The 24,275-nt window shown below is 40.9% G+C and carries 19 protein-coding genes; 16 read left to right on the top strand and 3 right to left on the bottom strand.

The annotated features are described in order from the left end of the window. The first annotated feature begins 299 nt into the window (after positions 1–299). From JKP82_RS04230 to JKP82_RS04215, 4 genes are all read left to right on the top strand, one after another. Complete coding sequence (locus tag JKP82_RS04230) at positions 300–1,895, top strand: isocitrate lyase (protein WP_159532221.1); 1,596 nt, start codon at positions 300–302, stop codon at positions 1,893–1,895. Between the two features lie 257 nt (positions 1,896–2,152). Beyond that, positions 2,153–3,097, top strand: a complete 945-nt coding sequence (locus tag JKP82_RS04225; RefSeq protein ID WP_159532223.1) for a LysR family transcriptional regulator — start codon at positions 2,153–2,155, stop codon at positions 3,095–3,097. A 154-nt stretch (positions 3,098–3,251) separates the two neighbouring features. Next, entirely contained in the window at positions 3,252–5,438 is a 2,187-nt protein-coding gene (locus JKP82_RS04220) for a malate synthase G (protein WP_159532225.1), read from the top strand. Positions 5,439–5,849: 411 nt separating this feature from the next. After that, on the top strand, positions 5,850–6,731 hold the full coding sequence (locus tag JKP82_RS04215) for a patatin-like phospholipase family protein (protein ID WP_201299272.1): 882 nt from the start codon (positions 5,850–5,852) through the stop codon (positions 6,729–6,731). Positions 6,732–6,752: 21 nt separating this feature from the next. Here the strand turns inward: JKP82_RS04215 and JKP82_RS04210 are convergent, their stop codons facing one another. Both JKP82_RS04210 and JKP82_RS04205 read right to left on the bottom strand, forming a co-directional pair. After that, entirely contained in the window at positions 6,753–7,769 is a 1,017-nt protein-coding gene (locus JKP82_RS04210) for an NAD-dependent epimerase (protein WP_159532227.1), read from the bottom strand. A 14-nt stretch (positions 7,770–7,783) separates the two neighbouring features. Further along, on the bottom strand, positions 7,784–8,563 hold the full coding sequence (locus JKP82_RS04205; RefSeq protein WP_232370651.1) for a S1 family peptidase: 780 nt from the start codon (positions 8,561–8,563) through the stop codon (positions 7,784–7,786). A 214-nt stretch (positions 8,564–8,777) separates the two neighbouring features. Between JKP82_RS04205 and JKP82_RS04200 the strand changes: the two genes are divergently transcribed. The 12 genes from JKP82_RS04200 to JKP82_RS04145 all read left to right on the top strand — a co-directional run bounded on the left by JKP82_RS04200 (position 8,778) and on the right by JKP82_RS04145 (position 23,024). Then, positions 8,778–9,698, top strand: coding sequence for a PEP-CTERM/exosortase system-associated acyltransferase (locus JKP82_RS04200; protein ID WP_218395986.1), 921 nt, complete (start codon positions 8,778–8,780; stop codon positions 9,696–9,698). 64 nt (positions 9,699–9,762) lie between these two features. Continuing rightward, positions 9,763–10,674 (top strand): PEP-CTERM sorting domain-containing protein, encoded by a 912-nt coding sequence (locus JKP82_RS04195; RefSeq protein WP_159532231.1) that lies wholly within the window; start codon positions 9,763–9,765, stop codon positions 10,672–10,674. A gap of 169 nt (positions 10,675–10,843) precedes the next feature. Beyond that, a complete protein-coding gene (gene prsT / locus JKP82_RS04190) occupies positions 10,844–13,591 on the top strand; it encodes an XrtA/PEP-CTERM system TPR-repeat protein PrsT (RefSeq protein ID WP_159532233.1) in 2,748 nt (915 codons plus the stop codon). 23 nt (positions 13,592–13,614) lie between these two features. Next, positions 13,615–14,511 carry a ThiF family adenylyltransferase gene (locus JKP82_RS04185; RefSeq protein WP_218395984.1) on the top strand — a complete coding sequence of 299 codons (897 nt, stop codon included), beginning with the start codon at positions 13,615–13,617 and terminating at the stop codon, positions 14,509–14,511. Between the two features lie 2 nt (positions 14,512–14,513). Further along, positions 14,514–15,026, top strand: coding sequence for a serine O-acetyltransferase (locus JKP82_RS04180; protein ID WP_159532237.1), 513 nt, complete (start codon positions 14,514–14,516; stop codon positions 15,024–15,026). A 6-nt stretch (positions 15,027–15,032) separates the two neighbouring features. Then, a complete protein-coding gene (locus JKP82_RS04175; protein ID WP_159532239.1) occupies positions 15,033–16,220 on the top strand; it encodes a glycosyltransferase family 2 protein in 1,188 nt (395 codons plus the stop codon). Further along, positions 16,217–17,380 carry a hypothetical protein gene (locus tag JKP82_RS04170; RefSeq protein ID WP_159532241.1) on the top strand — a complete coding sequence of 388 codons (1,164 nt, stop codon included), beginning with the start codon at positions 16,217–16,219 and terminating at the stop codon, positions 17,378–17,380. The genes JKP82_RS04175 and JKP82_RS04170 overlap by 4 nt, the downstream gene beginning before the upstream one ends. Before the next feature lie 8 nt (positions 17,381–17,388). Next, complete coding sequence (locus JKP82_RS04165; protein ID WP_159532242.1) at positions 17,389–18,366, top strand: polysaccharide deacetylase family protein; 978 nt, start codon at positions 17,389–17,391, stop codon at positions 18,364–18,366. Between the two features lie 2 nt (positions 18,367–18,368). Further along, entirely contained in the window at positions 18,369–19,412 is a 1,044-nt protein-coding gene (locus JKP82_RS04160) for a glycosyltransferase family 4 protein (protein WP_159532244.1), read from the top strand. Next, positions 19,409–20,542 (top strand): glycosyltransferase, encoded by a 1,134-nt coding sequence (locus tag JKP82_RS04155; protein ID WP_218395982.1) that lies wholly within the window; start codon positions 19,409–19,411, stop codon positions 20,540–20,542. The genes JKP82_RS04160 and JKP82_RS04155 overlap by 4 nt, the downstream gene beginning before the upstream one ends. Next, on the top strand, positions 20,539–21,498 hold the full coding sequence (locus JKP82_RS04150; RefSeq protein ID WP_218395980.1) for a GT-D fold domain-containing protein: 960 nt from the start codon (positions 20,539–20,541) through the stop codon (positions 21,496–21,498). Before JKP82_RS04155 ends, JKP82_RS04150 begins: the two co-directional genes overlap by 4 nt. A gap of 41 nt (positions 21,499–21,539) precedes the next feature. Next, complete coding sequence (locus JKP82_RS04145) at positions 21,540–23,024, top strand: oligosaccharide flippase family protein (protein ID WP_159532250.1); 1,485 nt, start codon at positions 21,540–21,542, stop codon at positions 23,022–23,024. Positions 23,025–23,048: 24 nt separating this feature from the next. Here JKP82_RS04145 and JKP82_RS04140 read toward each other — a convergent pair whose 3' ends face one another. Next, positions 23,049–24,218 (bottom strand): polysaccharide pyruvyl transferase family protein, encoded by a 1,170-nt coding sequence (locus tag JKP82_RS04140; RefSeq protein ID WP_159532252.1) that lies wholly within the window; start codon positions 24,216–24,218, stop codon positions 23,049–23,051. Positions 24,219–24,275 lie beyond the last annotated feature (57 nt).

Raw genomic sequence — 24,275 nt, 5'->3', positions numbered from 1 at the left:
TTTACACGTCATGCACTCAGAAACCTATTATCAATTATGCTAATAACCCGCCTAATTTTTGTTCTCCAAGGTAAAAGTTAGTTCACAAATTACGTTCTTACGAATATTGGTGAGCTTTGATACATGATACGAAACCACTCCCAACACCCGCGGCATTCACCACATGAATGATGGCAATCCAAAATATACACTTTTATTATTTTAGCTGCCGCACTAGGATTAAATGGAAGCTTAAGAGAACGCACCAATGCGAAATCTCAAAACAACATTGAAACTAATTATAGTAGGGAGATACGCTCATGTCGCAGTATCAACAAGATATTGATAACTTCGCCACGTTAAAAGCAGCACAAAAAGGTGCTTGGGAAGGCATTAGCCCTGAGTACGCTGCTAGAATGAAGATTCAAAACCGGTTCAAGACTGGACTAGATATTGCGCGTTACACCGCTGCAATCATGCGAAAAGACATGGCAGATTATGATGCTGACACAGCGCAATACACTCAGTCTTTAGGTTGCTGGCACGGTTTTGTAGGTCAACAGAAAATGTTGGCAGTGAAAAAACACCAAGGTACTACCGATAAAAGCTACTTATACCTTTCAGGCTGGATGGTAGCCGCGCTTCGCTCTGAATTCGGACCACTTCCAGATCAATCAATGCATGAAAAGACTACCGTTTCTTCACTAATCGAAGAGCTATACACTTTCTTGCGCCAAGCCGACGCTCGTGAATTAGGCGACTTGTTCCACAAGCTAGACGACGCGAAAGCGAATGGCGGAGATACGGCAGCTATTCAAAGTCAAATTGATAACTATGAAACCCATGTAGTACCTATCATTGCAGATATCGACGCAGGCTTCGGTAACGAAGAAGCGACCTACTTATTAGCTAAGCAGATGATTGAGGCCGGAGCATGTTGTATTCAGATTGAAAACCAAGTTTCTGATGCAAAGCAGTGTGGTCACCAAGATGGAAAAGTAACGGTTCCACATGAAGACTTCCTCGCTAAAATTAATGCCGTTCGTTATGCATTCTTAGAGCTTGGCGTAGATGACGGCGTTATTGTAGCTCGTACCGATTCACTGGGTGCTGGCCTAACGCAGAAAATTCCGGTATCAACCTCTGAAAGCGACCTTGCGGCTCAGTACAATGCATTCTTAAAAACAACCCCCGTTAACGGTGCTGATGATTTATCTGAAGGCGACCTTGTATTGAAGCAAGGTGGACAATTAGTGAAACCTGAGCGCTTACCTAATGGCTTATTCCGCTTTAAAGACAACTCTGGCTTCGATCGCGTCGTACTAGATTGCGTAACATCGCTTAAACACGGCGCAGACTTATTGTGGATTGAAACTGAAAAGCCTCATGTTGGTCAGATTGCTGAAATGGTTAACGCCATTCGTAAGGAAGTGCCAAACGCAAAACTGGTTTATAACAACTCTCCTTCTTTCAACTGGACACTGAACTTCCGTCAGCAAGTATTTGATACTTGGGCTGAAGAAGGGAAAGATGTTTCTGCATACGACCGCGCTAAGTTAATGAGCGAAGAGTACGATGCGACTGAATTAGCGACCACTGCTGATGAAAAAATTAAGAGTTTCCAAGCAGACGCTGCTCGTGAAGCGGGTATTTTCCATCACCTTATTACACTACCTACGTATCACACTACCGCCTTGTCTACCGACAACTTGGCTAAAGGGTACTTTGGTGAAGAAGGTATGTTGGCTTATGTTCGCGGTGTTCAGCGCCAAGAAATTCGCCAAGGCCTTGCTTGTGTTAAACACCAAGCAATGGCTGGTTCAGATTTAGGTGATACCCACAAAGAGTACTTCTCTGGTGAAGGTGCACTTAAAGCATCAGGTGATGATAACACCATGAACCAGTTCGACGTTTAAACACAAAGTATCCCAACTTTGTTCAAAGGCACCTTCGGGTGCCTTTTTTTATTATTCAGCGAATTTATCTGAATTTGCCATATGTCCAAATTCAAGAAACAATGGCATTACCAGCACTAAAAAATAATTAAACATATTTTTCAGCAACTTGGGATTTTCACGCTTTTTAAGAGTAAGACCAAAAGCGTATCTGACAGCAGATAAAAAAGGCTTTATAATAGTCCTGTCTAATTGAGTTTATTAAGAGCATTACAATAATGAATATAGCGAAGGTCGACTTAAATTTACTGGTATATTTAGATGTTTTACTGCGCGAAGGCAGTGTAACAAAAGCGGCCAATCAGCTAAGTATTACGCAACCTGCAATGAGCAACGGGCTAAAGCGTTTACGTGACTTATTTAAAGACCCTTTATTGGTGCGCACCAGCGACGGAATGACCCCAACAAAACGGGCACTTGAACTTCAACCCACCATTCGTGATGTACTCAGCCGACTTGAAAGCTCAATTCAGCCTGAAACCGATTTTGATCCGCTAACCAGCGAACGCACCTTTCGCATCATGACCAGCGACTATGCAGAAAGTACGTTGCTGCTTGAGTTAGTAGGCCGGTTAGCCGACCTTGCGCCGAATATCACATTAGATTTAATTACCCCTAGTGATGTTACCTTCCACGATGTAGAGCAAGGCAAGGTTGACATGGCCATTAACCGCTTTGAAGAACTGCCGCTGTCGTTTCATCAAAAAGTGATTTGGTACGATACCTTCAGTTGTGTAATGAGTTCAGATCATCCGCTTGTTGCTAAGTGTGACTTAGACAGCTATTTAAGCGCTCAACATATTTGGGTGAGTAAAACCGGCTTTGGTGTTGGCGTGGGTATCGACCCAACAGAAGTACAGAAGCTAGGTTGGGTAGACGCTGAGCTAACTAAAATAGGCAAGCAACGGGCTATTCGAGTATTTACACGTCATTACCACGCCGCATTACAGATAGCTAAAACGCAAAAGCTTATCGCCACCTTACCAAGCAAAGCGGCGAAGTTATTCAAAGACGACCCAAGCGTTGTAGTGAAAGAACCACCGTTCGATATTCCCCCTATTGCGTTAAAAATGGCGTGGAGTGCGCTACTCCATCATGATGCAGGGCATATCTGGTTACGCCGTTTAATTAGCGATGTAGCCAACGAAATGAGTGACCACTAGAGCACCATGTTGCTTCACGCCATTAAGATTTCACATGTGAATACTAAATACACACAAACATTCACTGAAAAAATGGCAAAGATAGGAACCATAAATTAAAAAACTGCCTCTATACTCTCTACACTAGAGCTACAGAAAATGTATAGAGGTAGTTATGCAAAATTATATTACACGAGGCCGTTTACAGGTTGCTGAGCAACTCGATGATTTCATCAACCAACAGGCAATGCCAGGCACTGGTGTTCAACCAGACGCATTTTGGCAAGGTGCAGAAGCCCTCTTTTCAGAATTCGTTCCTCAAAATCGTGCCCTGCTAGAAAAAAGAGAGCAACTCCAACTCGCTATCGATGACTATCACAAGGCTGGAAACCCCGCTTTCGGTGAGCAATACATTGCTTTCTTAAAAAAAATTGGCTACCTAGTAGAACAGCCTACAAAGGTACAAGCCGATACCACAAACGTGGATGCAGAAATTGCTAGCATGGCAGGCCCTCAATTAGTTGTACCAATCAACAACGCCCGCTATGCATTGAATGCTGTTAATGCGCGCTGGGGTAGTTTGTACGATGCTTTATACGGCACTGATGTTATTAGTAATGACAATGGGGCTGAACCCGGAAAAACCTATAACCCTGTCCGTGGCGAGAAAGTGGTAGCGAAAGCGAAAGCCTATTTAGACAATATGCTTCCACTTGCAAAAGGAAGTCACGCTGATGTTACCGGTTATAAAATAGAAACAGGTAAATTAGCGATATCCTTAACTGATGGCGACATCACCACGCTTGCGAACACCGAGCAATGGCAAGGTTATCAAGGTGATATTTCAGCCCCTACTGCATTGTTGTTTATTCACAATGGTCTGCATTTTGAAATTCAGATTGATGCCACCAGCCCTATTGGTAAAACTGACGCAGCTGGCGTGAAAGATGTGTTAATTGAAGCTGCGCTCACTACCATTATGGATTGCGAAGACTCCGTTGCCGCTGTTGATGCCGAAGACAAAACCTTGGTTTACAGCAACTGGCTAGGGCTGATGAAAGGCGCTTTAAGCATTGAAATGAATAAAGGTGGCAAAAACATCGTTCGTGCTATGCATGAAGATAGAGTGTACTCGCCTTCAAAACATGTAACGAATCAAGAGCAATTATCTTTATCAGCCCGCAGCCTTATGTTTGTGCGTAACGTAGGTCATCTAATGACAAACGACGCCATGCTATTCGATGGCGAGCCAGTACCAGAAGGTATTATGGACGGTTTAGTGACTTCGCTCATCGCTAAGCATGACTTGCTGAATAACAGCCCATTCCAAAACTCGCGTCATGGCAGCATATATATTGTTAAACCCAAAATGCATGGCCCTGAAGAAGTGGCCTTTTCTGATGCGCTATTCGCCAAAATAGAAACCGTCATCAATGTACCTAAAAACACGTTGAAAATGGGTATTATGGATGAAGAACGCCGCACCAGTGTTAATTTAGACGCCTGCATCAATGCAGCGAAGTCTCGCGTTGTATTTATTAATACAGGCTTCTTAGACAGAACAGGCGATGAAATTCATACGTCTATGCTTGCGGGCGCTTTCGCCGAAAAAGCGACCCTTAAAACCATGGCGTGGATTAAAGCCTATGAAACCGCTAATGTAGCCGTCGGCCTTCGATGCGGCCTTTCAGGTAAGGCTCAAATTGGTAAGGGCATGTGGCCTATTCCCGATGAAATGCAAAATATGATGGATGCCAAGATTGGACATCCCAAGTCGGGCGCGAATACCGCATGGGTACCCTCACCTACCGCTGCCACCTTGCACGCTCTGCATTATCATGATGTCAATGTTTTCGACATTCAGAAGGGACTAGACGAGGGTTTCTCAGGTCTTAACGATATTCTAACTATTCCACTGCTAGAAAGTAGAGATTCGCTATCAGCCGATACGATACAGCGCGAAATAGACAATAATGTGCAAGGAATATTAGGTTATGTGGTTCGTTGGGTGCATCAAGGTGTAGGCTGCTCCAAAGTGCCTGACATTAATAATGTTGGGCTAATGGAAGACAGAGCCACACTACGCATTTCATCACAGCACATTGCGAATTGGCTTGAGCACGGCATTGTAAGTGCAGCGCAAGTTGATGAATCACTTCGCCGTATGGCAAAGTTAGTGGATGAGCAAAATGCTGGCGACGCAGAGTATATTCCTATGATGCCTGATTTAGATAGCTCAGTTGGTTTCTTGGCCGCAAGCGACCTTATCTTTAAAGGAAAAGAACAGCCAAGTGGTTATACCGAGCCTTTATTGCACGCTAGACGCCGCGAGATGAAAGCGAAACTAGCCTCACGAAATTAGTCAGGGTGAATAAATGGTGTATTCGGCGTGGTTATTTCTATGGCTACGCCAGTAAAAACGCCTTGCCGAGCTTATCTTACTGAGTATTAATAATAAGATAAGTTCGGCATTTTTGCTGGTGCTCTCCTGGAAAAACTCATCATTCATTAACGCTTTCAGTCATTGTCTTGGTTCTTTTTCTAGCCTTTTCCACTGCTATTTTTTCAACCACTTGTTACAGACATTTTTACCGGCGTTTATCACCTCGCTTTTACCGCTACAAATACACTCTAGGCACGCGTTTCTTGCTCGTACAGTAATGCCAACATTAGTGCTTAAGCATTTAACTAGTACCTCTACCAGCACGCCAATAAAGTGGCGGGCTCGGCTAACTCTACTACGCTTTTACTATAATCACTGGAGTTAAAAAACATGCAGGTAACTTCATCGGTACCCGTTGCTAAGATACCCACTTCCATCGTGCCTATTTTGTCTGGCGGAGGCACTCGGCTTAGTGCCCATATAGGCATACTTAAAGCACTCAAAGACTTAAATGTCGAAATCAAAACCCTTGTGGGTGTATCTGGAGGCTCAATCATTGCAGCGATGTACGCCAAAGGTCATAGTATTGAAGATATGCGTGAGTTAGTAATAGCCACCGACTTTAAACAATTTACCGCTTTTTCTGTGTGGCGATTATTGCGAGAAGGCGGATTGTCGTCGGGAGATCATTTTGAACGCTGGATCGATGATAAGCTTGAAGGTATGACTTTTGCCGAGCTTCCCATCGCACTCACTATATTAGCCACAGATGTAAACGGTGGCGGCCCTGTATTATTTGGAAAAGAGAATACGCCGGACATGAAGGTTTCAGAGGCCGTACGTTATTCCATGTCTATCCCTCTGCTCTTTTCATTTAAACCTTTCAAAGAACACTTGTTAGTAGACGGCGCAATATTATCTGAAGATGCCTTGTTTGAGGATTGGCAACATGATGGCACGCCGACAGTGTGCTTTCGACTTCAAAGTGCCATTCAAAAACGTAAGATAATAAAGAAAGGTGTGCTATTGCTACCGCAGTATCTATCGATGTTGATACGCACCTTTATGACTGCCATATCAAGAGAATATATTAACGCTAAATATTGGCATAACACGGTGGTTATCAACACAGGGGAAATCTCAGCGGTAGACTTTGCGTTAACCGCTGAAATGAAGAACCATCTATTTGAACTTGGTTACGAAACCACTAAAGAATTTCTTCCCAAAAAGTGCGCCGCTTTTCAATCATTCAAAGTGGCATCTACTGGCTAGGAATTGCTTTAGTCTGGATTTTTAGATGTTGTAAAAGTCTTTGTACCAATCTACAAAGTTCTTAACACCGACATCGATAGACGTCGACGGTTTATAGCCTGTGTCATTAACCAATGATGATACATCCGCATAGGTATCTGGAACATCACCAGGTTGTAATGGTAAAAGCTCTTTTTTCGCTTCAACACCCAGTGAGGCTTCTAAGGTTTCGATAAATTTAAGCAAATGCACGGGTGTTTGTGCGCCAATGTTATAAACCTTGTAAGGCGCTTTACTAGAACTAGGATCTGGGGCGCTTGCATCCCAACTTTCATTTGGCTTGGCTACGTTATCAAGCGAGCGAATAACCCCTTCAACAATATCATCAATGTAGGTGAAGTCTCGTCTGTGGTTGCCGAAGTTGTATACCTGAATGGTTTTACCTTCCAGTATGGCTTTAGTAAATTTAAATAGCGCCATATCAGGGCGCCCCCAAGGGCCATAAACCGTAAAGAAACGTAATCCAGTGGTAGGCAGATTATAGAGGTGGCTGTACGTGTGCGCCATCAATTCGTTCGCTTTCTTAGAGGCAGCATATAGGCTTACTTGGTGATCAACATTATGCTGTTCTGAGAACGGCATTGTTTCATTCGCACCATAAACAGAACTTGATGATGCATAAACCAAATGACCGACCTTGTTATGGCGGCATCCCTCTAGTATGTTCATAAAGCCAACTAAGTTGGCGTCTACATAAGCATTAGGGTTTTCAATTGAATACCGTACCCCTGCTTGAGCCGCTAAGTGCACCACCTTGTCGAACTTTTGATCTTCGAATAAGGCAGCCATTTCAGGGCGTTCTTCAACACCCATCTTAATAAACGTAAAGCGTTGGCCTGCCGCTGAATTTTGAACTTGCTCAAGCCTTGCATGTTTAAGCGCGACATCGTAATAATCGTTAATGTTGTCAATCCCAACAACATCGTCACCGCGATTAATTAAATATTGAGAAACGGCTGCACCAATGAAGCCTGCAGCGCCGGTAACGAGAATTTTCATAAAAGTCCTATTTTCTATTTTTCCATTTCACGCTTTAACAGTGCATGAACGTGCTCGATTGGAATGGCATAAGAAATGCCTGAAGGATGCGTTAACGCACTTTCTTTACTGTCTCTAACGTAAACTTTATTGATGACCGCAAACACCTCCCCTGTTTCAACATTAACAACCGGGCTTCCTGAATTACCTGGATAAGCGGTCACATCTAATTGATAAATTAGATCTGGATTCTTAAGTCTATCAAGACTTTTCGCGGTAAGCGATCTCGCATTATTAGAAGGCATATAATCAGGCGTAATGGTTGCCACTATGCCTTTATGTACAGCAGGAAACAATCCTAATGCTCCTCCCAATGGATAGCCAAAAATGGCTAGTTCCGTACCTGCATCAACCAAGGAGTTGTTGGCTAATTTAAACGAGGGGAAAGGATTATTCACCTTTAGCAACGCTAAATCATGCTTGTCATCAATGGCCAGGATTTCTACTTTATCGAAGCGTACTTGTTTGCCATCTGGCAACATTACAACGAAATGTTCGACTATAGTAGGGTCTAGCTCTTCGTCAACAACGTGATAGTTTGTCACAACGTGTTTACCATCGCCGACAATAAAACCTGTCCCTTTAATTTGAGGTGTTGTGTGTTTCAAAGGGCTATGGAGTGCAATAGCCACTGTAGATTTTACCGAGCTTTTCGTCAGCTCAACGAGGTTTTTTGCTAGCGCTTGTGTCGATAAAATACAAGCAATTGTGAGTACGCATAGCATTAAGCCTCTACTTTTCGAGTCTGTTTTCACGATGCACCTTTGGGTTAATCGATATCAATGTAGACATCGGGAAAGATATAACTAACAGTTTCACTTATATTTACTAATAAATACAACTACAAAAATAATACGTTCATAATATTAGGAATACAATCTATACTGCTTAGATGTTGCACTGCTTAGGTTGCAGATACCTTTATAGCCTTTCTGGATGTATGGTCTTTATAAATAGGTACGAATAAACATGCAAAAAAGGAAATTACTTTCTACGATCCAAACTATCTTTGGGAAAAAAAGTAGAATATCAAAAGCATTAAGTGGATATCAAAAATTACAAGAGGTCAGAGAAATTTCTTCGCACTTTTCTGCGTATTTGACACCACTTGTTGCAAACAATAAGGATTTAAAGGAACACTCTTACGGCATTAGACATCAAGTTTACTGCGTAGAAGAAGGCTTTGAACCGGAAAGAGAATCAAAACTAGAAATTGATGAGTTTGATGCTTACTCTACGGCTTGCATGATTGAACATAAAAAGACACATCGTTTTGCTGGTACGGTTCGACTCGTTCGTCCGCAAAAAGAAGATGAGTTATTACCTATTGAAAAATATTGTCCCTCTTCGATAACTCACCCTGAGCTTAACCCAGCAAATTTTAAGCGCCACGAAATTTGTGAAGTATCTAGATTAGCGGTACCGGAAGAATTTCGCCGTCGTAAAAGCGATAAGTTTGATGGTGCATCTACAGGTGTAATCAATACCTCGACGTACTCGGAAACTGAACTTCGATGCTTCCCCTTTATTGCTATCGGGTTGTATTTGGCAGCTGCATCTATTTCAATCAATTCGGGGATTAAGCATACCTACGTAATGATGGAGCCGCGACTAGCTCGTTCAATGCGTTTCATTGGGATAAAATTCGAACAAATTGGTCCAGTAGTTGATTATCATGGAAAGCGTGCCGCTTATTATATAACACCAGAGATGTTACATAAGAACCTACCTAAAGGCTTTGCGGCTATGTTTAAGCATATTCAAGCCTCACTTGGACATGATGTTGCGAATAATGACCTATCGGCTAGGAACACAGATAGAATTGTCGAGTTTATTTACAGATCTTTTTCGACAAAACTTATTACCCAACAAAATCAACAACTTAAATAGTGGCATGCTAACTGCTTTGTAGAAATGCAATATTTAGATCGCTGCATACTTACGGAGAGCAGAAATGAAAAAGTTACTACTTACAACGATTACAGCTGCGGGTTTAGTGCTTAGTGGACAAGCCGCAGCTACCCCTTTTTATCTTGATTTGTCTGACGATGCGACTGTTAATCCTTTAGGTCCTATCGAGCAGCTTGACCTTTCTTATGATTCTTACACTGAAGTTGTTACTTCTGGCGTAGATGCTGGTCAAGTGACTACACGTGCTGGTATATCTTTAATCGGTTATGATTTTGGCGGTCAATTATCGTCTCCAGTTTATGACGATTTCGCTGACATGGTTTTAGATGGTACAGCTATCCAGAACACTTTCACTTACACGCCTTCACCAGGTGGCTTAGGCGTTGATTTCAGCACCTTCCCTTTTTCTCAAACACGTTTATCGTTTGACCTTGCCCTCGATGGTGATTTAGTTTCTGGTGTTGGTGTTGATTACACTGGCGGTTCACTTGATATTTACGCTTACGATGTATCTGACCCATTCAACCAAGATTCAGGTACTGCTTTTTTAAGCGGCCCTGTTTTGTTAATGAGCACCATGTTTAGCTTTAGCAGCATTAATGTTGGTGAGCAAGTGGTTGAAAGCTTAGTGACAGACACAAGCTTAACTGCTGCAGGCGAAGAAGTATTTTACTTTTCTAACCTTGCTGGCACAGTGTTCACTTCTTTCCAAGAGTACATTGAAGATACGATGACTGATATCGTGTTGAGCGCTGCGCAAACAGTTTCTATCGCTGAATTAGAAGCTAACATTCTTGCTCCTATAGCAGTTAGCGCTGACGGCACTACCGTTTTAGTATCTGATGACCACACTGCAGCAGTTACTTTCCAGGTAGCTGAGCCATCAACCGTTGCTGTATTTGGTCTTGGCCTTATGAGCATGTTCGGTTTTGCACGCAGACGTCGTCAAAAGTAAAACTCTGATTACATTGTAATCTATTTAAAGACCGCTCTAGCTAGAGCGGTTTTTTTTTAATCATTTAACAAATGATATACTCACACTATAGCGATTTAATTATTCATATTATCTTGTATATTTATTCTGATGCGTTAGTTTAGTGTAAAGAAATAATAAGGAAATTAATGTGGATACTTCAGTTAAATTAGCGGTTTTAACCTCCCTCCTACTCTTGAATCTTACTGCGTGCAGCCCTAAATCGACTAATGAAGTACTTCTAGATGCTGAACAACTAAAACAAGAAGGCAAGTATCAAGAAGCGTCAATAGCCTTAAAAAACGTTATTAAAGAAGAACCAAATAACTTGACGGCTAGGGAGTCCTTAGGTTTAGTTTATTTGGAGCAAGGCCTTTATTCTGCGGCGAGAAAAGAGCTTGTGCGCGCTGGCACCTCTCTGTCTCCTAATGGTGTCGTATCCCTTGCTGAAACATTCTTATGGCTTGAATCATTCGACGAACTACAAAGATTATCTATCCAAAACACTGAAGAGAATACTGAAAGCTTTTTTGAATTAGAAATTTATAAGGCAATTGCAACGTACAACAGTGGCGGAAAATTCAGAGCGTCAGCTAGCTTTTCTCGTCTTACTGACAATGAATCGTTAAAAATCTCCCAACTGGCAAAAGGCTACTTAGCCGTTCAAAACAATAGAATTGGTGATGCAATTGAATACACTAATAAAAGTGTGGAAGCTCAACCAGACTTTATCGCAGCACTTCAGTTTAAAGCTATTTTGGAAGCAGTCGATGGAAATTGGAACCTTGCTATTGAAACCTTAGAAGATTTGCTTAAAAAAAGAGCTAACGACTACAAAATTAAGTTAAAGTTAGCAGACGCATTAATAAATAACAAAGAATATGATAGAGCTGAACCTTTAGTTAATCAGCTCTTGTCACTTTCTGCTAATCATCCTTATTTTAATCAATTGAAAGGAACGATTGAGTTTTCTAAAAACGATTTTGAGAATTCGCTTATTTACCTTGATACCGCAATTAAAAATGGTCGTTCAAATTCCGTCACCCGACTTTTAGCTGCGTTAGCAAATTACTACGAAAACAATTTAGAGCAGGCATATCAAAACTTAAAGGTAATAGTAGAAACCTTACCACCTGAGCATTTTTCTCATAAGCTATATTCCATCATTCAGATTAAATTAGGGTATAGCAATGACAGCGATGGTTCTTTGGATGATATTAGGTCTATTCCTGTCAACGAAGCACTCTATTTAGCAAAGTCTTCATCTTTACTTATTCAAGAAGGTGAAATTGCGCAAGCCAAAAGCCTGATAGAACAGATAAACACAGATGATGTACAAGACGCTGAACTTCTAAGAAGTATTGGCCTTTTAAAAATACTCACTTCGGATACTGGAATAGATGAGTTAGAGAACAGTTTTCAGCAGGATCCCAATTCCGAGAAATCTTTTCTTGTACTAGCGTTCGCCTATCTTAACGCAGGGCAATTCGATAACGCAGAACAATTGGCAGTAGATTGGTTAGATGCTCACCCCGACACTGTATCGGCACTACACATTCAAGCGCAAGCTAGCTCACATACAAGCAACGCCTATAAGGTAGCTGGCATCTATAACAAAATTCTTGAATTAGAACCTGAACACATTTCTGCAAACTTATTTTTCGTTGAGAAAGACATTCGCGATAACAACCAAGGCTCAGCTAAAGCTAAGATTGAATCGTTAGTGGGATACCACCCTCTTGATATGGTAGTCCTCATGCGGCACTTTCAAATTCAAAACGAACTTGGAAACTACGACGCTGCGCTCAAGCCGTTTAAAGAAGCGAGCAACTCATCAGATGAAATAAAGTATGCATTGCTTTACGCGGGTGCTCTGGCAGAGCTAAATAAAACAGATGAACAGTTTACTGTCTTAACAAATATTCAGTCAGAGGCGGAAAGCGAACCTAAGTTCTGGATGATGCTAGCGGATGCTTATTGGGAGAAAAAAGATTTTGCAAATGCCGAACAGGCGCTTGCAAAATGGCGGGCACTTGAGAAAAGCACAAAACCCTTTTTGAAGTCTATTGAATTGGCTGAAATCACAAGAGACTACAAAGGCGCGCTTAAACTCGTGGAAGAAGGCATCTCACTATTCCCTGAACAAACACAACTTAAACTGATTAAAGCTCGAATTTTAATTTTAGATAGTAATATTGAAAAAGCCGCTACCGTTTTCGACTCACTCAGCCCAGCGATTAAAAGCTCAGAACTAGGGCTAACAGTTCAAAGCAAACTATTAATCGCACAGCGCAAGTACAACGAAGCCATTGATGTTATCGAGAGAGTTTATCAGAACGTAAAAAGCCAAGAAGTCGCGTCTATTCTGTATACCGCACTATTTAGGGCTGATAAAGAAGCTGAAGCGCTAGCATTCAGCGAAAAACATCTTTCAATGGTGCCAAACCACAATAAAATTCGTTTATTTGCCGCCAATCAACAGATTTATTCCGCCCCAGAAAAGGCGATTGTTCACTATAAATACCTTGTAGAAAATGAAACAGTACAGAGCCCACTTGTGCTAAACAATTTAGCGTGGCTTTTGAGTGAAGCACAAAAATATGAAGACGCTTTAGTGTACGCAGATACAGCTCAAGCTATACTTCCAGAGAACCCTTCTATAATGGCAACCCGTGGTAAAATTTTACTGCAACTAGACCGAATAGATGAATCGTTAGCCTTACTTGAAAATGCGTTTAACACTAGCGCTAATTCCCCCGATATTGGTATCGATTACGTTGTTGCACTTTTGAAAGCTAAAAATGACAGCGAAGCCCGAAAGGTATTAACGCAATTAAAGCCAAAAACTCAAGAGCACGAACGTAGGATTGACGAACTGAAGGTTCAGACAAATCTTTAATAATTAATAAGACGAGATATCTCATGTTCAATTATAACGAAGCGTTCTCGAGAAATATCGGCTGGGTAACAGAAGCTGAGCAGGAAAAGATTAAGAATACAAAAGTAGCCATCGGCGGACTAGGTGGTGTTGGAGGCGATCACGCCATTGTATGTGCTCGAATGGGCATTTCAAACTTTCACATTTCTGATTTAGACGAATATGATTACGCCAACTTCAATCGTCAGGCCGGTGCTTTTGTATCTACAATTGGTGAAGAAAAATCAGTTGTGATGGAAAAAACGTTACGAGACATTAATCCCGACGCTCATATTAAGAATTTTGATAGAGGGATTTCGCCCGAAAACCTTGAGGCCTTCCTAGATGGTGTTGATGTATACATAGACAGTTTGGATATCTTCGCTTTAGAAATAAGAAGGCAAGTCTTCCGCCGCTGCTATGAATTAGGAATACCAACCATTACTGCCGCCCCAATGGGGATGGGGACCGCAATGTTATGTTTCAAACCCGGCGGTATGTCGTTTGACGAATACTTTGCCATGGTTGACGCCCCCCATGATGCTGACGAAACGACTAAGGAAAACTACTTCGAAGATAACATCGTTCGTTTTGTAATAGGCGTTTCTCCATCAGTACAGCAAAGGCATTATCTCGTTCAAAATTCATCCGTGAACTTTATGAAAAAGAAGGTGCCTTCAACGTGTATGGGTATTTCGTTAGCTGCTGGGGTTTTGTGTACCAATGTACTGAAACTACTATTAGATAGAGGTGAGGTTGTCTGCGCTCCACGAGGTCTTCACTTTGATGCATACCGAAATAACTTGATAAAGACATGGAGACCTTGGGGAAACAGAAACCCTCTGCAAAAGTACATGTTTAAGAAAGTAAAACAGATCTTAGAAGAAAGTAAAGACACGTAATCATGCCATCTACATTGCAACTCATAAAATCCGACTTAAAAAGAAAACAGGAAATTTTTCATCAAGATGGCGCTGAAATTTCATTATTTAGGACGTGTCTTACTGATGGAACTAGTGCTAATATCCTTTTCCGCTTGGCTGCAAGGTGCGCACAGACGAAATTTTTGGCACCTGTCGCGTTGATAATTCAACATATAAATAGAGTTTATAATGGCTGTGTTATCGGCGTAAATGCAGATTTCGGCGAAGGTTTTGTCATTATGCATCCTATCGGCGTAGTCATAAATTCTAAAGTAAAGGGTGGTATCAATATTACTTTAGAAAGCGGTGTAGTAATGGGTGATGAAAAAGGAAAGTCTCCCACTCTTGGAAGCCATATATTTATTGGTGCTGGCGCTAAAGTTTTTGGCCCAATCACTGTGGGTAATAATGTAAAAGTAGGCGCTAATGCAGTAGTAGTAAAAGACGTAGAGTCTAACAAGACTGCACTTGGCATTCCCGCGAAATCAAAGTAAGCATAAATGAAGTATATTGAAATTTTATTCTGGGTTGTCTCTTTGGCTATTATCTATAGCTATGTTATCTATCCTTTTATATTAATTTTGGTCAGCGCCTTGGTTCAATGTGTTAGAGACACACGCTACACGCTGATTAAAAAAGAACGTCGTATTGACGTATCTGACAACTCTTCAGTTACCATCGTTATATCTGCATTCAATGAAGAATCATGTATAAAAGAACGAGTAGAAAACTTACTCTCACTGGATTACCCAGCAGAAAAAATCAATATATTCATTGCATCTGACGGAAGTACGGACAATACCAATTCCATATTGGCATCTTTTGACGATCCACGGCTGAGTACTTTTTTCTTCGATGAGAACAGAGGCAAAATTAACGTATTAAATGATTTGATGGAACGGGTTACATCAGAAGTAACTATTTTTTCAGATGCGAATACCGCTTTTGAAAAAGACGCGGTAACTCAACTTGTTATGTCTATAAACCAAAGAGGGGTTGGTGCGGTGTGTGGAGAGTTGGTACTCGTTGATGCACATTCAGGAGACAATAAAGATAATCTTTATTGGAAGTATGAACAAGTGCTTAAATTCCATGAATCAAGATTAGATGCTCTACTGGGAGCGAATGGCGGTATCTATGCCATCAAAACTAAATTTTATATTCCACTGCCAAGTAACACGATTATCGATGACTTTTGTATTGTTATGAATGTCGCACGCCAAAACCAATCCGTGGTTTACACGCCAGAAGCAAAAGCGATAGAAGAGATAGCCCCGAGCATGCAGGAAGAAGCGAATCGTCGTATACGTATTGGTGCAGGCAATTACCAAGCTTTTGCCAGACTTACTTGGTTACTCAACCCTAAATATAAATGGCGATGGTTTTCTTATATAAGCCATAAAGTCATGCGTTGGTTTGTACCGCACTTTATGATCATCTCTTTATCTACAAATTTCGCTTTGCTTTGGCATAGCCATTCGATTTACACTTACCTTTTTAGCGCCCAGGTTGCATTCTATTGCCTATGGCTACTTGGAAGCCTTAAGCTTTTAAAAAACATACCTATTGTTAGTGGTTTAGTATCATTAATAACGTTTTTTGTATCCATGAATATTTCGCTATTTCGCGGCTACATTAGATATCTAACAAGCAATTTATCTGCTACTTGGCAAAGGACATCTCGATGATTGCAGTTGTTTCACTAATTTTACTCACACTCTTCATAGCAGCCTTTATTTTCATTATTAAAAAGAAAAAAATGCAAAGTTGGCTATGGAACTATACCAAGAGTCAATTTACATCATCGCCAGAGCCGTCAGGAACGAAGCATGTCATGTTTTGCTTCGTTGACCATTATGAACCCCAATGGCTTAATAAAGACAACATAGAATTAGAAAGGAAACGTGTAGACCGCTGGATGACTGATTATCCATTGATGGCGTCGAAATTCACTGATTCAGATGGTTGCCATCCCAAACATAGTTTTTTTTACCCAGAAGAAGAATATAGAAAAGAACATCTAGATAAAATCTCAGACCTTTGTGCCAAAGGCTTTGGCGAAATTGAAATCCATCTACATCATGAAAATGATACCAGTGACAATTTAAGGAAAACCCTATCGGGATTTGCGCAATGCCTTCATGAAGAACACAACGCATTAAGTATTGATCCCCAAACAGGAAAACCCACCTACGCATTCATCCACGGCAACTGGGTACTGGACAACTCACACCCTGAAGGTCATTGGTGTGGTGTCAATGACGAACTAATTGTACTAAATGAAACAGGTTGCTACGCGGATTTTACTTTCCCTTCTCCCGATACATCTCAGCCTGCCATGCTCAATACTATTTATTACGCAAAAGATGACCCTGAAAAACCGAAATCGTACGAAACCGGCAAGCCAATTGAAAAAGGCGGACGAGCGTGGGGCGACCTACTTCTTATCCAAGGCATTTTAGGACTGAATTGGAAGGTTAGAAAAAAAGGGATTTTCCCACAAATTGAAAATTCTGATGTCAGACATACCTTCCCCCCGACCCCGAACCGCGTCGATTTGTGGGTTGACGAAGGTATACATGTAAAAGGGAAGCCTGAGTGGGTATTTATAAAAATTCACACTCACGGTGCGCAAGATGGGGATATGGATACGCTGTTAGGGAAGCCTGTCGAGGCAATGCATCGTCACCTTAATGAGAAATACAATGATGGCGAAAACTACTTACTTCATTATGTTTCTGCTCGAGAAATGTACAATATAATCAAAGCTGCAGAAGCAGGCGAAGAGGGGACCCCCAATGCTTATAGAGATTATATTTTACCCTCCCCATCATTTAAGCGGCTTTAAGTTTGACGATGTCTCGTATTAAGAAAAAATTCGGAAACTTGTTAGGGCTGAACAAGTATTTTTGGTCATCTAGACCAAATGGCTTATACAGTGTTAATTTCCATCGAATTGGAGACAGTGCAGATACGCAATTCGACCCTTGTGTTTACTCTTGTTCCACGAAGGAGTTAGAGCAGCATCTCGCATTTTTTAAGAAACACTTTAGAATAATTAGTTTGAGCGCCCTTCGCGAGTACCTTCGTATTAACGAAACCATCAATGAAAGAGTGATGTGCATTACGTTTGACGATGGTTATATAGATAATTACAGCAATGCTCTCCCAATTCTCAAAAGCCTTAATGTCACTGCTAGCTTTTTCATAGCAACAGGATTAATAGGAAATACCGTTGCTCCTTGGTGGGACAAAGCAGCGTATTTACTTAAAACCTATGACCCAAAAGCAATCAAACTCTCTGGGTGGTCTGAAAAGGTCATTAACCAGCATGATGGTGATCACTTTATCCGTGCTGTGTTGGCATCTATTAAGCACTGTAAAAGCACCGCGGAAGAACAAATCAAGGAATTAGAAGCATATCTCAACCATTCAGGTTTGTACCCTGCCGCTGAGTTTATGGACTGGAGTCACTTACAAGCACTTATAGATAATGGTATGGAACTAGGTGCTCACTCCCACAACCATGATATTCTTACCAAGCTAACCACTGATGAGCTATTTTACGAACTTAGTCATTCAAAAGCGCTTTTAGAATCCAATTTACAATGCAAGATTTCAGCGTTTTCATACCCCGTAGGAAACCGCTCTACGTATGATGATAATGTTGTCGACGGTCTTAAAAACAATGGTTATGAATTAGCTTTTAATTTTCAACCAGGCATAAATCAACTCCCTTCTTCTTCACCTTATGATTTACATCGTTTCCCAATCGCACCTGGAATGAGTGAAGCCGATTTGATGCAGATGTTCGGTTATGCCAGGAAATTTTAAAAATGAGAATTATCCATTGCGTAAGTAGTCTGCAAGTTGGCGGTGCTGAAAAATGCGTGAAAAATTTAGTGTCGAGACAAAAAGATAAAGGGCTAGACGTTTCAGTATTATCATTTGGAAACAAAGATGATGCATTCCAGCAAAGTATCGAATCGGAAAACGTTGATGTGGTCAATGTGAATGGGAATATCATCCTACGTCTATTCAAACTGATAATCGTTTTATTAAAATACTCATCAATACATATACATTCACCTGCTGTTATTAAAGCATTCGCCCCCATTTTTCCCTTACTACTTTTTAAAAATACTATTTACACTATTCATGGGGAGGTCGAACCCCCTATAAGCTTTTTACGTGGTTCTCACAAAATTGCATCTATATATCTAGATAAAATATTTGCGGTTTCTGAGCCTATAAAGGCTGGGATTTTTCAACGCTACGGCTGGCACTCAAGCATTGTCGAGGTTGTTAAAAATGGTGTAGAAGTGGCAGAGGCCCCTCTTAGGGTAGGACACAGTGACAAACTTAATCTTTGTACTGTTTCTCGCCTAGTGCCATTAAAAAACATTGAACAACTTATCGTGAACTTTGCTGCCAAAAAGGTACACGAATTTAGCCATTTACATGTCTACGGAAATGGTCCAGAGCTTGAAAAGCTAACCACACTTACAGAGAGGTTGGCAATGTCGCAATTTGTGACATTCCATGGCGCAGTCTTGGACGAAAAATCAATTTACGATGATAAGGACTTATTGTTAATTAACTCCACTACAGAAGGTCTCCCCATGTCCTTACTCGAGGCAATGGCTAGAGGGATACCCGCGTTATCTACCGATGTAGGTGATATTAGTGCTGTTATTAATAGTGGAGAGAATGGATATATTTATGACAGGAATGATATGAACACCTGGCTTAAACATTTGAACAACTTAAATGGTGAACGAAAAGAATTGAAAGAAATGGGCGAAAAAGCTTACCGTTTTATCGCAAATAACTACTCGATTGACAGTGTATCTATGCTATATGAGAGCTACTACTCATGAGCAAAAAGAAACCTCTACTTTTCTTCACCAATTTGCACCCTCTCCCGTGGCAAGAGACAAGAGCAACTTACAACCTGGAAGAAACTAAACATCTAAGCGAGCATTACGACATAAAAAAACTCATTCCTGTACCTTGGTTTACATGGTTAAAGCAAGTATTGGTTAATGGATATCGCACTGATAAAAACACATGCTTATTCCCCTTTTTTTACGTTCCAAAGGTGATGACCTCGCTACACCCCCTCTTTCTTGGAATCTCCATAGTTATCTCTGTTAAGCCATTACTTTGGATATTAAGTGCTAATCGAGTGATAGCAAGTTGGGCTTATGCCGAAGGTGTTTGTGCGGCTTTCTTTAAAGGCTTGGTAGGTAATAAACTTATCATTGAGAGTTTAGGGAGCGACATTAATGCGTTAATGACGAAACCGCTTCATAAACGTCAGATGAAATGGGCGTTTAAAAAAGCCACCTTTGTAACGGGTAAAAGCCAGGCTTTGGTCACCGCCATTCACAGCCATACATCGCGAGTAAATGCAGAAGTCGTCTACAATGGCGTCGATTTCGAGTCATTTACCTTAAGATCCTCCCCCGTCTTCACATCAGCTGAAATTAAACTCGTATTTATAGGTTCAGTCATAAAGACAAAAGGCATTTTTGAATTGATTGACGCCATCGCATTATTGAAAAAACAGAACTGCACCATAAATTTGAACTTATTGGGCGCCGGCGCACAGATGAAGGATCTTGAAGAAAGAATAAGCCAGTTAGGTGTTGCCGACAGCGTAAACCTAGTCGGCCCTATCCCCCACGATAGCTTAATGAGTTTCATACATGATTCAGACGCTTTAATTCTGCCAAGCTATCGAGAAGGTGTCCCGAATGTCGTTATGGAGTCTCTATCAACTGGCACACCTGTGATTGTTACAAAGGTGGGAGGAATACCAGAGGTTGTGCAAGAAAACACGAACGGAGTCTTCATCAACGCCCTGAGTGGTGAAGGGGTTAAGGAAGCCATCTTGAAGGCAAAGAATACCGAATGGCAGTGCAATGCAATACGCGCTTCCATTTCTCACCTTACTTGGGCGAACACAGCGCAACATATCCAATCTTTATTAGAAATAAAACAATGACAGCATACAACTCTTTGGTTCAAGTACCTTACTCTGACTTTGAATTTGCGGTTAACGAAGCTTTCGAAAGCAAGCAACCTTTCAGCTTTATTCGTCTCGGTGATGGAGAAGGTGCTTTATTAGATTTTGATGAGCAGTGCTCACTCGAAGATATTGAATATTTGTCAGAACATGTGGGCAAAAAAGCGACCATCGAACAGCTTTCCACATTGAAAAATAACTTGGAAAAAGCCATCGATAATACGAATATAGTTGGTATTAGAGATGATGTACTGGGCGTCTCATTTGAAGAAGGTTTACTTAAACAAAACGATGAGCAAGTTTTCTTAGAGGCATTTAAACAAGCCTTTACGCTACGCGCCACCGAGTTAAATATTTGCTATTCAGACGCTAGGCGTATTGCCAAACTGTATAAAGCAATCAAATACAATGCTTACTCTCACCAGAAGCTATGTACGCAGTGGATCCCTTTCGACTACTTTCTTTCAGGCGCGCTGACCAACTTGCTTGAACGAGCAGGTGAAATTGGTGTGGTTACTGCTCGTGTCAATATTCCTGAAAAACTCAGAAAAGCATTAAGCATCAATGTTATTGAACACATCACTCCCGATAAATCAGCTAGGCAAGTAGGAACTCTCATTCCACATTACCCAGATCATTTCAATAGAATAAAAAATGAGATAAACGTGAAATATCCTGGAATGCCCTATTTAGTTGCAGCAGGTTTGATTGGAAAAGGTTATTGTGCCGAAATACAAAGGCAAGGTGGTATTGCTTTGGATATCGGCGCATTGATTGACTGTTGGGATGGCCGATATAGCAGACCCAAAGTCATAGAATCAAAATTCAATGTTAAAAAGACCTTAATGGGCAAGAAAAAGCTGCCGGAAGAGCTCAAAATGACAACTGAAAATGCTAAACGGCTGCGTGAACTATTCCGCAATACCAGAAAATAATTCACACCGAACTGAATTTGAATCGATAGGTACTGACTACATTGAGTAAAAAACGTCTTCTTTCCTCTGGCTTCTTTTCTCTTATTGAAAAAATAGTCACTGTTGCCGCCATGCTAATACTGACCCCCAGTATTATTACCAGTATTGGCAGCGACGGCTATGGTTTATGGCTTTTAATACTTTCTGTAATGGCCTTTTTTAACATTATTGAACTCGGTTTCCCCGCAGCGGTTCAACGATTTGTTACCCTACACTTAGAGAAAGGTGACAAAGATACGGCAAACGCCTTTCTTACCACGTCTTTGTTGCTGTTTCTCAGTTTGGGAACCGTATCAGCACTGTCTGCTATTTGTGTGTTTAATTACCCCCATGTATTGGGGTTAGAAAATGACTATCAAGATACTTTAATGCAAGTCGCTTTAATTTTCGCGCTGAAGATTGTAATGGACTTTAGCATGAACCCAATCCATGCAATCTATTCTGCACATTTGAGAGTGGATGCTGATGCGGCCCTATCGACACTGAATGTCATTGTGAAGTCATTACTCATATTTTATATAGGAAGACACCATGGTGTTGTAGCCATGGCTTATTGTGCCGTTTTAACGGATGTATCGATTAACCTATTGAAGATTGGCGTGGCGAGAAAAATTTATCCTTATTGGAGTTTAAATGTTAGTAATATTAGCCTCAGTCGCGTATTAGAGCTCTTTAACTTTTCCAAATATATTATCATCATGGCTTTTGCCCGAATGATAAATCAGCGCTCTGCCCCCATACTCATTAGCAATATTATGTCCGTTAAGGCCGTCGCCATATTTGGTGTTGCCCAAAACCTAATAAATCATGCAGACACGCTTAACAACTCTATTTTTCATGCATTTTCTGCTTATTTTACCAAGTTGGTAGCGCGGGGCGGGAACATGAGTGAGTACATCATTAAAACTGCTCGCTTATGCTTTTTAACCTGTTTGGTGCTAGCGATTAACATTCTCATTTTCTCTCAATCATTTATCGAGGTATGGTTGGGAGACACTTTTGCAGAAGCCTCATTACTAATATCCATTATGGCATTTTCACTGCTTGTTAGACCCTATGCGATGATATTTAGGAATATCTTGGTCGCGCAAGCGAACCACAAAAATTTAATGTACGTATCCCTAATAGGTTCGATATTCACAATAACCCTAATCGTCACTTTAGGAGCCGAATATGGCACGATAGGTGTTGCTATCAGCTTCACCCTTGTTTCGTATCTCACGCAATTTTTTCTCTACAGGCTAGCGTTTTTGAAATACAATGCTATATCTTTAAAGCAAATGGACATCTGCTTTATCGTTTCTTTTACCTTGTGTCTATTGGCGCTAGCTAGCTCGAGCTATGTTTCGCAGTTTGTAAACAGTTGGCTTGGGTTAATTGGAGCCGCAGCCTTGATTAACGGCACGTTAGTGCCGTTAATCGCTTATTTCTTTTTACCACCTGATTTTATTGCCTTGATAAAGCAAAAAGTACAATTAAAACTGTAAAAGTAATAATACTGAGTGATTGCGTTACGGCAGTAGTTTAGAAAACATGCTTTTGTTATTAATAACCACACGTTCCGCAAGCTCTTCAGCTTTGTCTTGTAGCTTCACAGGATCCGGGATTTGAGTAAACGTTGTCTCAATTGATACTAAGTCAATTGACTCGTTGTATGGTGCGACGGACCAATCTTTGATATACGCATTAACCTTGTCGATGTTCTTATTGATACAATAATGTGGTTTTCCGAAAGCAAATGCCGTAATCACCCCATGCAAACTAGTACCATAAAACGCCGATGCATTTTTGATAACGTACATGATTTCCCAGACATTTAAATCAGTTAGTAAAACCGTTTCCTGAGGCAGTTTGCTGTGTATTTGACTTAGTAACTCAAAATCATCGTGACCAGATGCGTAGCCTATTGGCAAAAGAACAACCTTAGCACTACTGTGACTATTTAATTTTTTAACTGCCGCAATGATGGTATCTTCATCACATGATAATTTTATCGGGGACGCTTGAAACGCAACATAACTATTGTTTTTAAATTCGGCAATACGTTGACTGAGGTGCGTTGCTAGGAAGTCATCCGTAATTAACTTAGTAATAATATGCACTGAATCTGGAACCAACAACGGCTCGACAAAAGCGTTCATTGCATTCATTGTTCTTTTATCCCTTACCGCAAGATGTCCTGATTGCGTAAGGCTTTTCACACTTTTATCTTTTAGTTCTTCACTCTGAACCTGCACCCGGCCACCAACGGTATTAAAAAACACCTGGAAATCATCGGTAATTAAAACATATGGAAGCGAACTCACATTATTAAAAGAGAATTTTGCTAGGGCCTTATATAAGCGCGGGAACCTCCACTTTAGCGACCTAAAAATGGAGTATGTGGCTTTATTTTCAAAACTATGAAGGAAAAGAATATCTCTACTTGCACCAATTACCTCACCGCCAACCACAATGACTACCGAGCCCGACTGCAAATTTTTTAACACTTTATCGATTGGCGTCGTGGGAAGGCATTTATAATTGGTCAGATTCGAGCGAGTAATCGACGCGTATTCAAATTCATATGTCTGCTTTAAGTTTGGTAAATACTGTTCTACAAAACTTTCTAACAAAATAGGCATTAAATTATCGCCATAATTATATCTATCGAAGGCACCATATAAAACTATCTTTTTCACTGACCAGTCCTTTTTACTGCGCTATATGTTAATTATTGTGCATACAAAATTATTTAA

It is taken from the genome of Alteromonas lipotrueae, assembly GCF_019249215.1.
Lineage (GTDB): Bacteria > Pseudomonadota > Gammaproteobacteria > Enterobacterales > Alteromonadaceae > Alteromonas > Alteromonas lipotrueae.
This window is presented reverse-complemented; position numbering and strand designations above follow the sequence as displayed.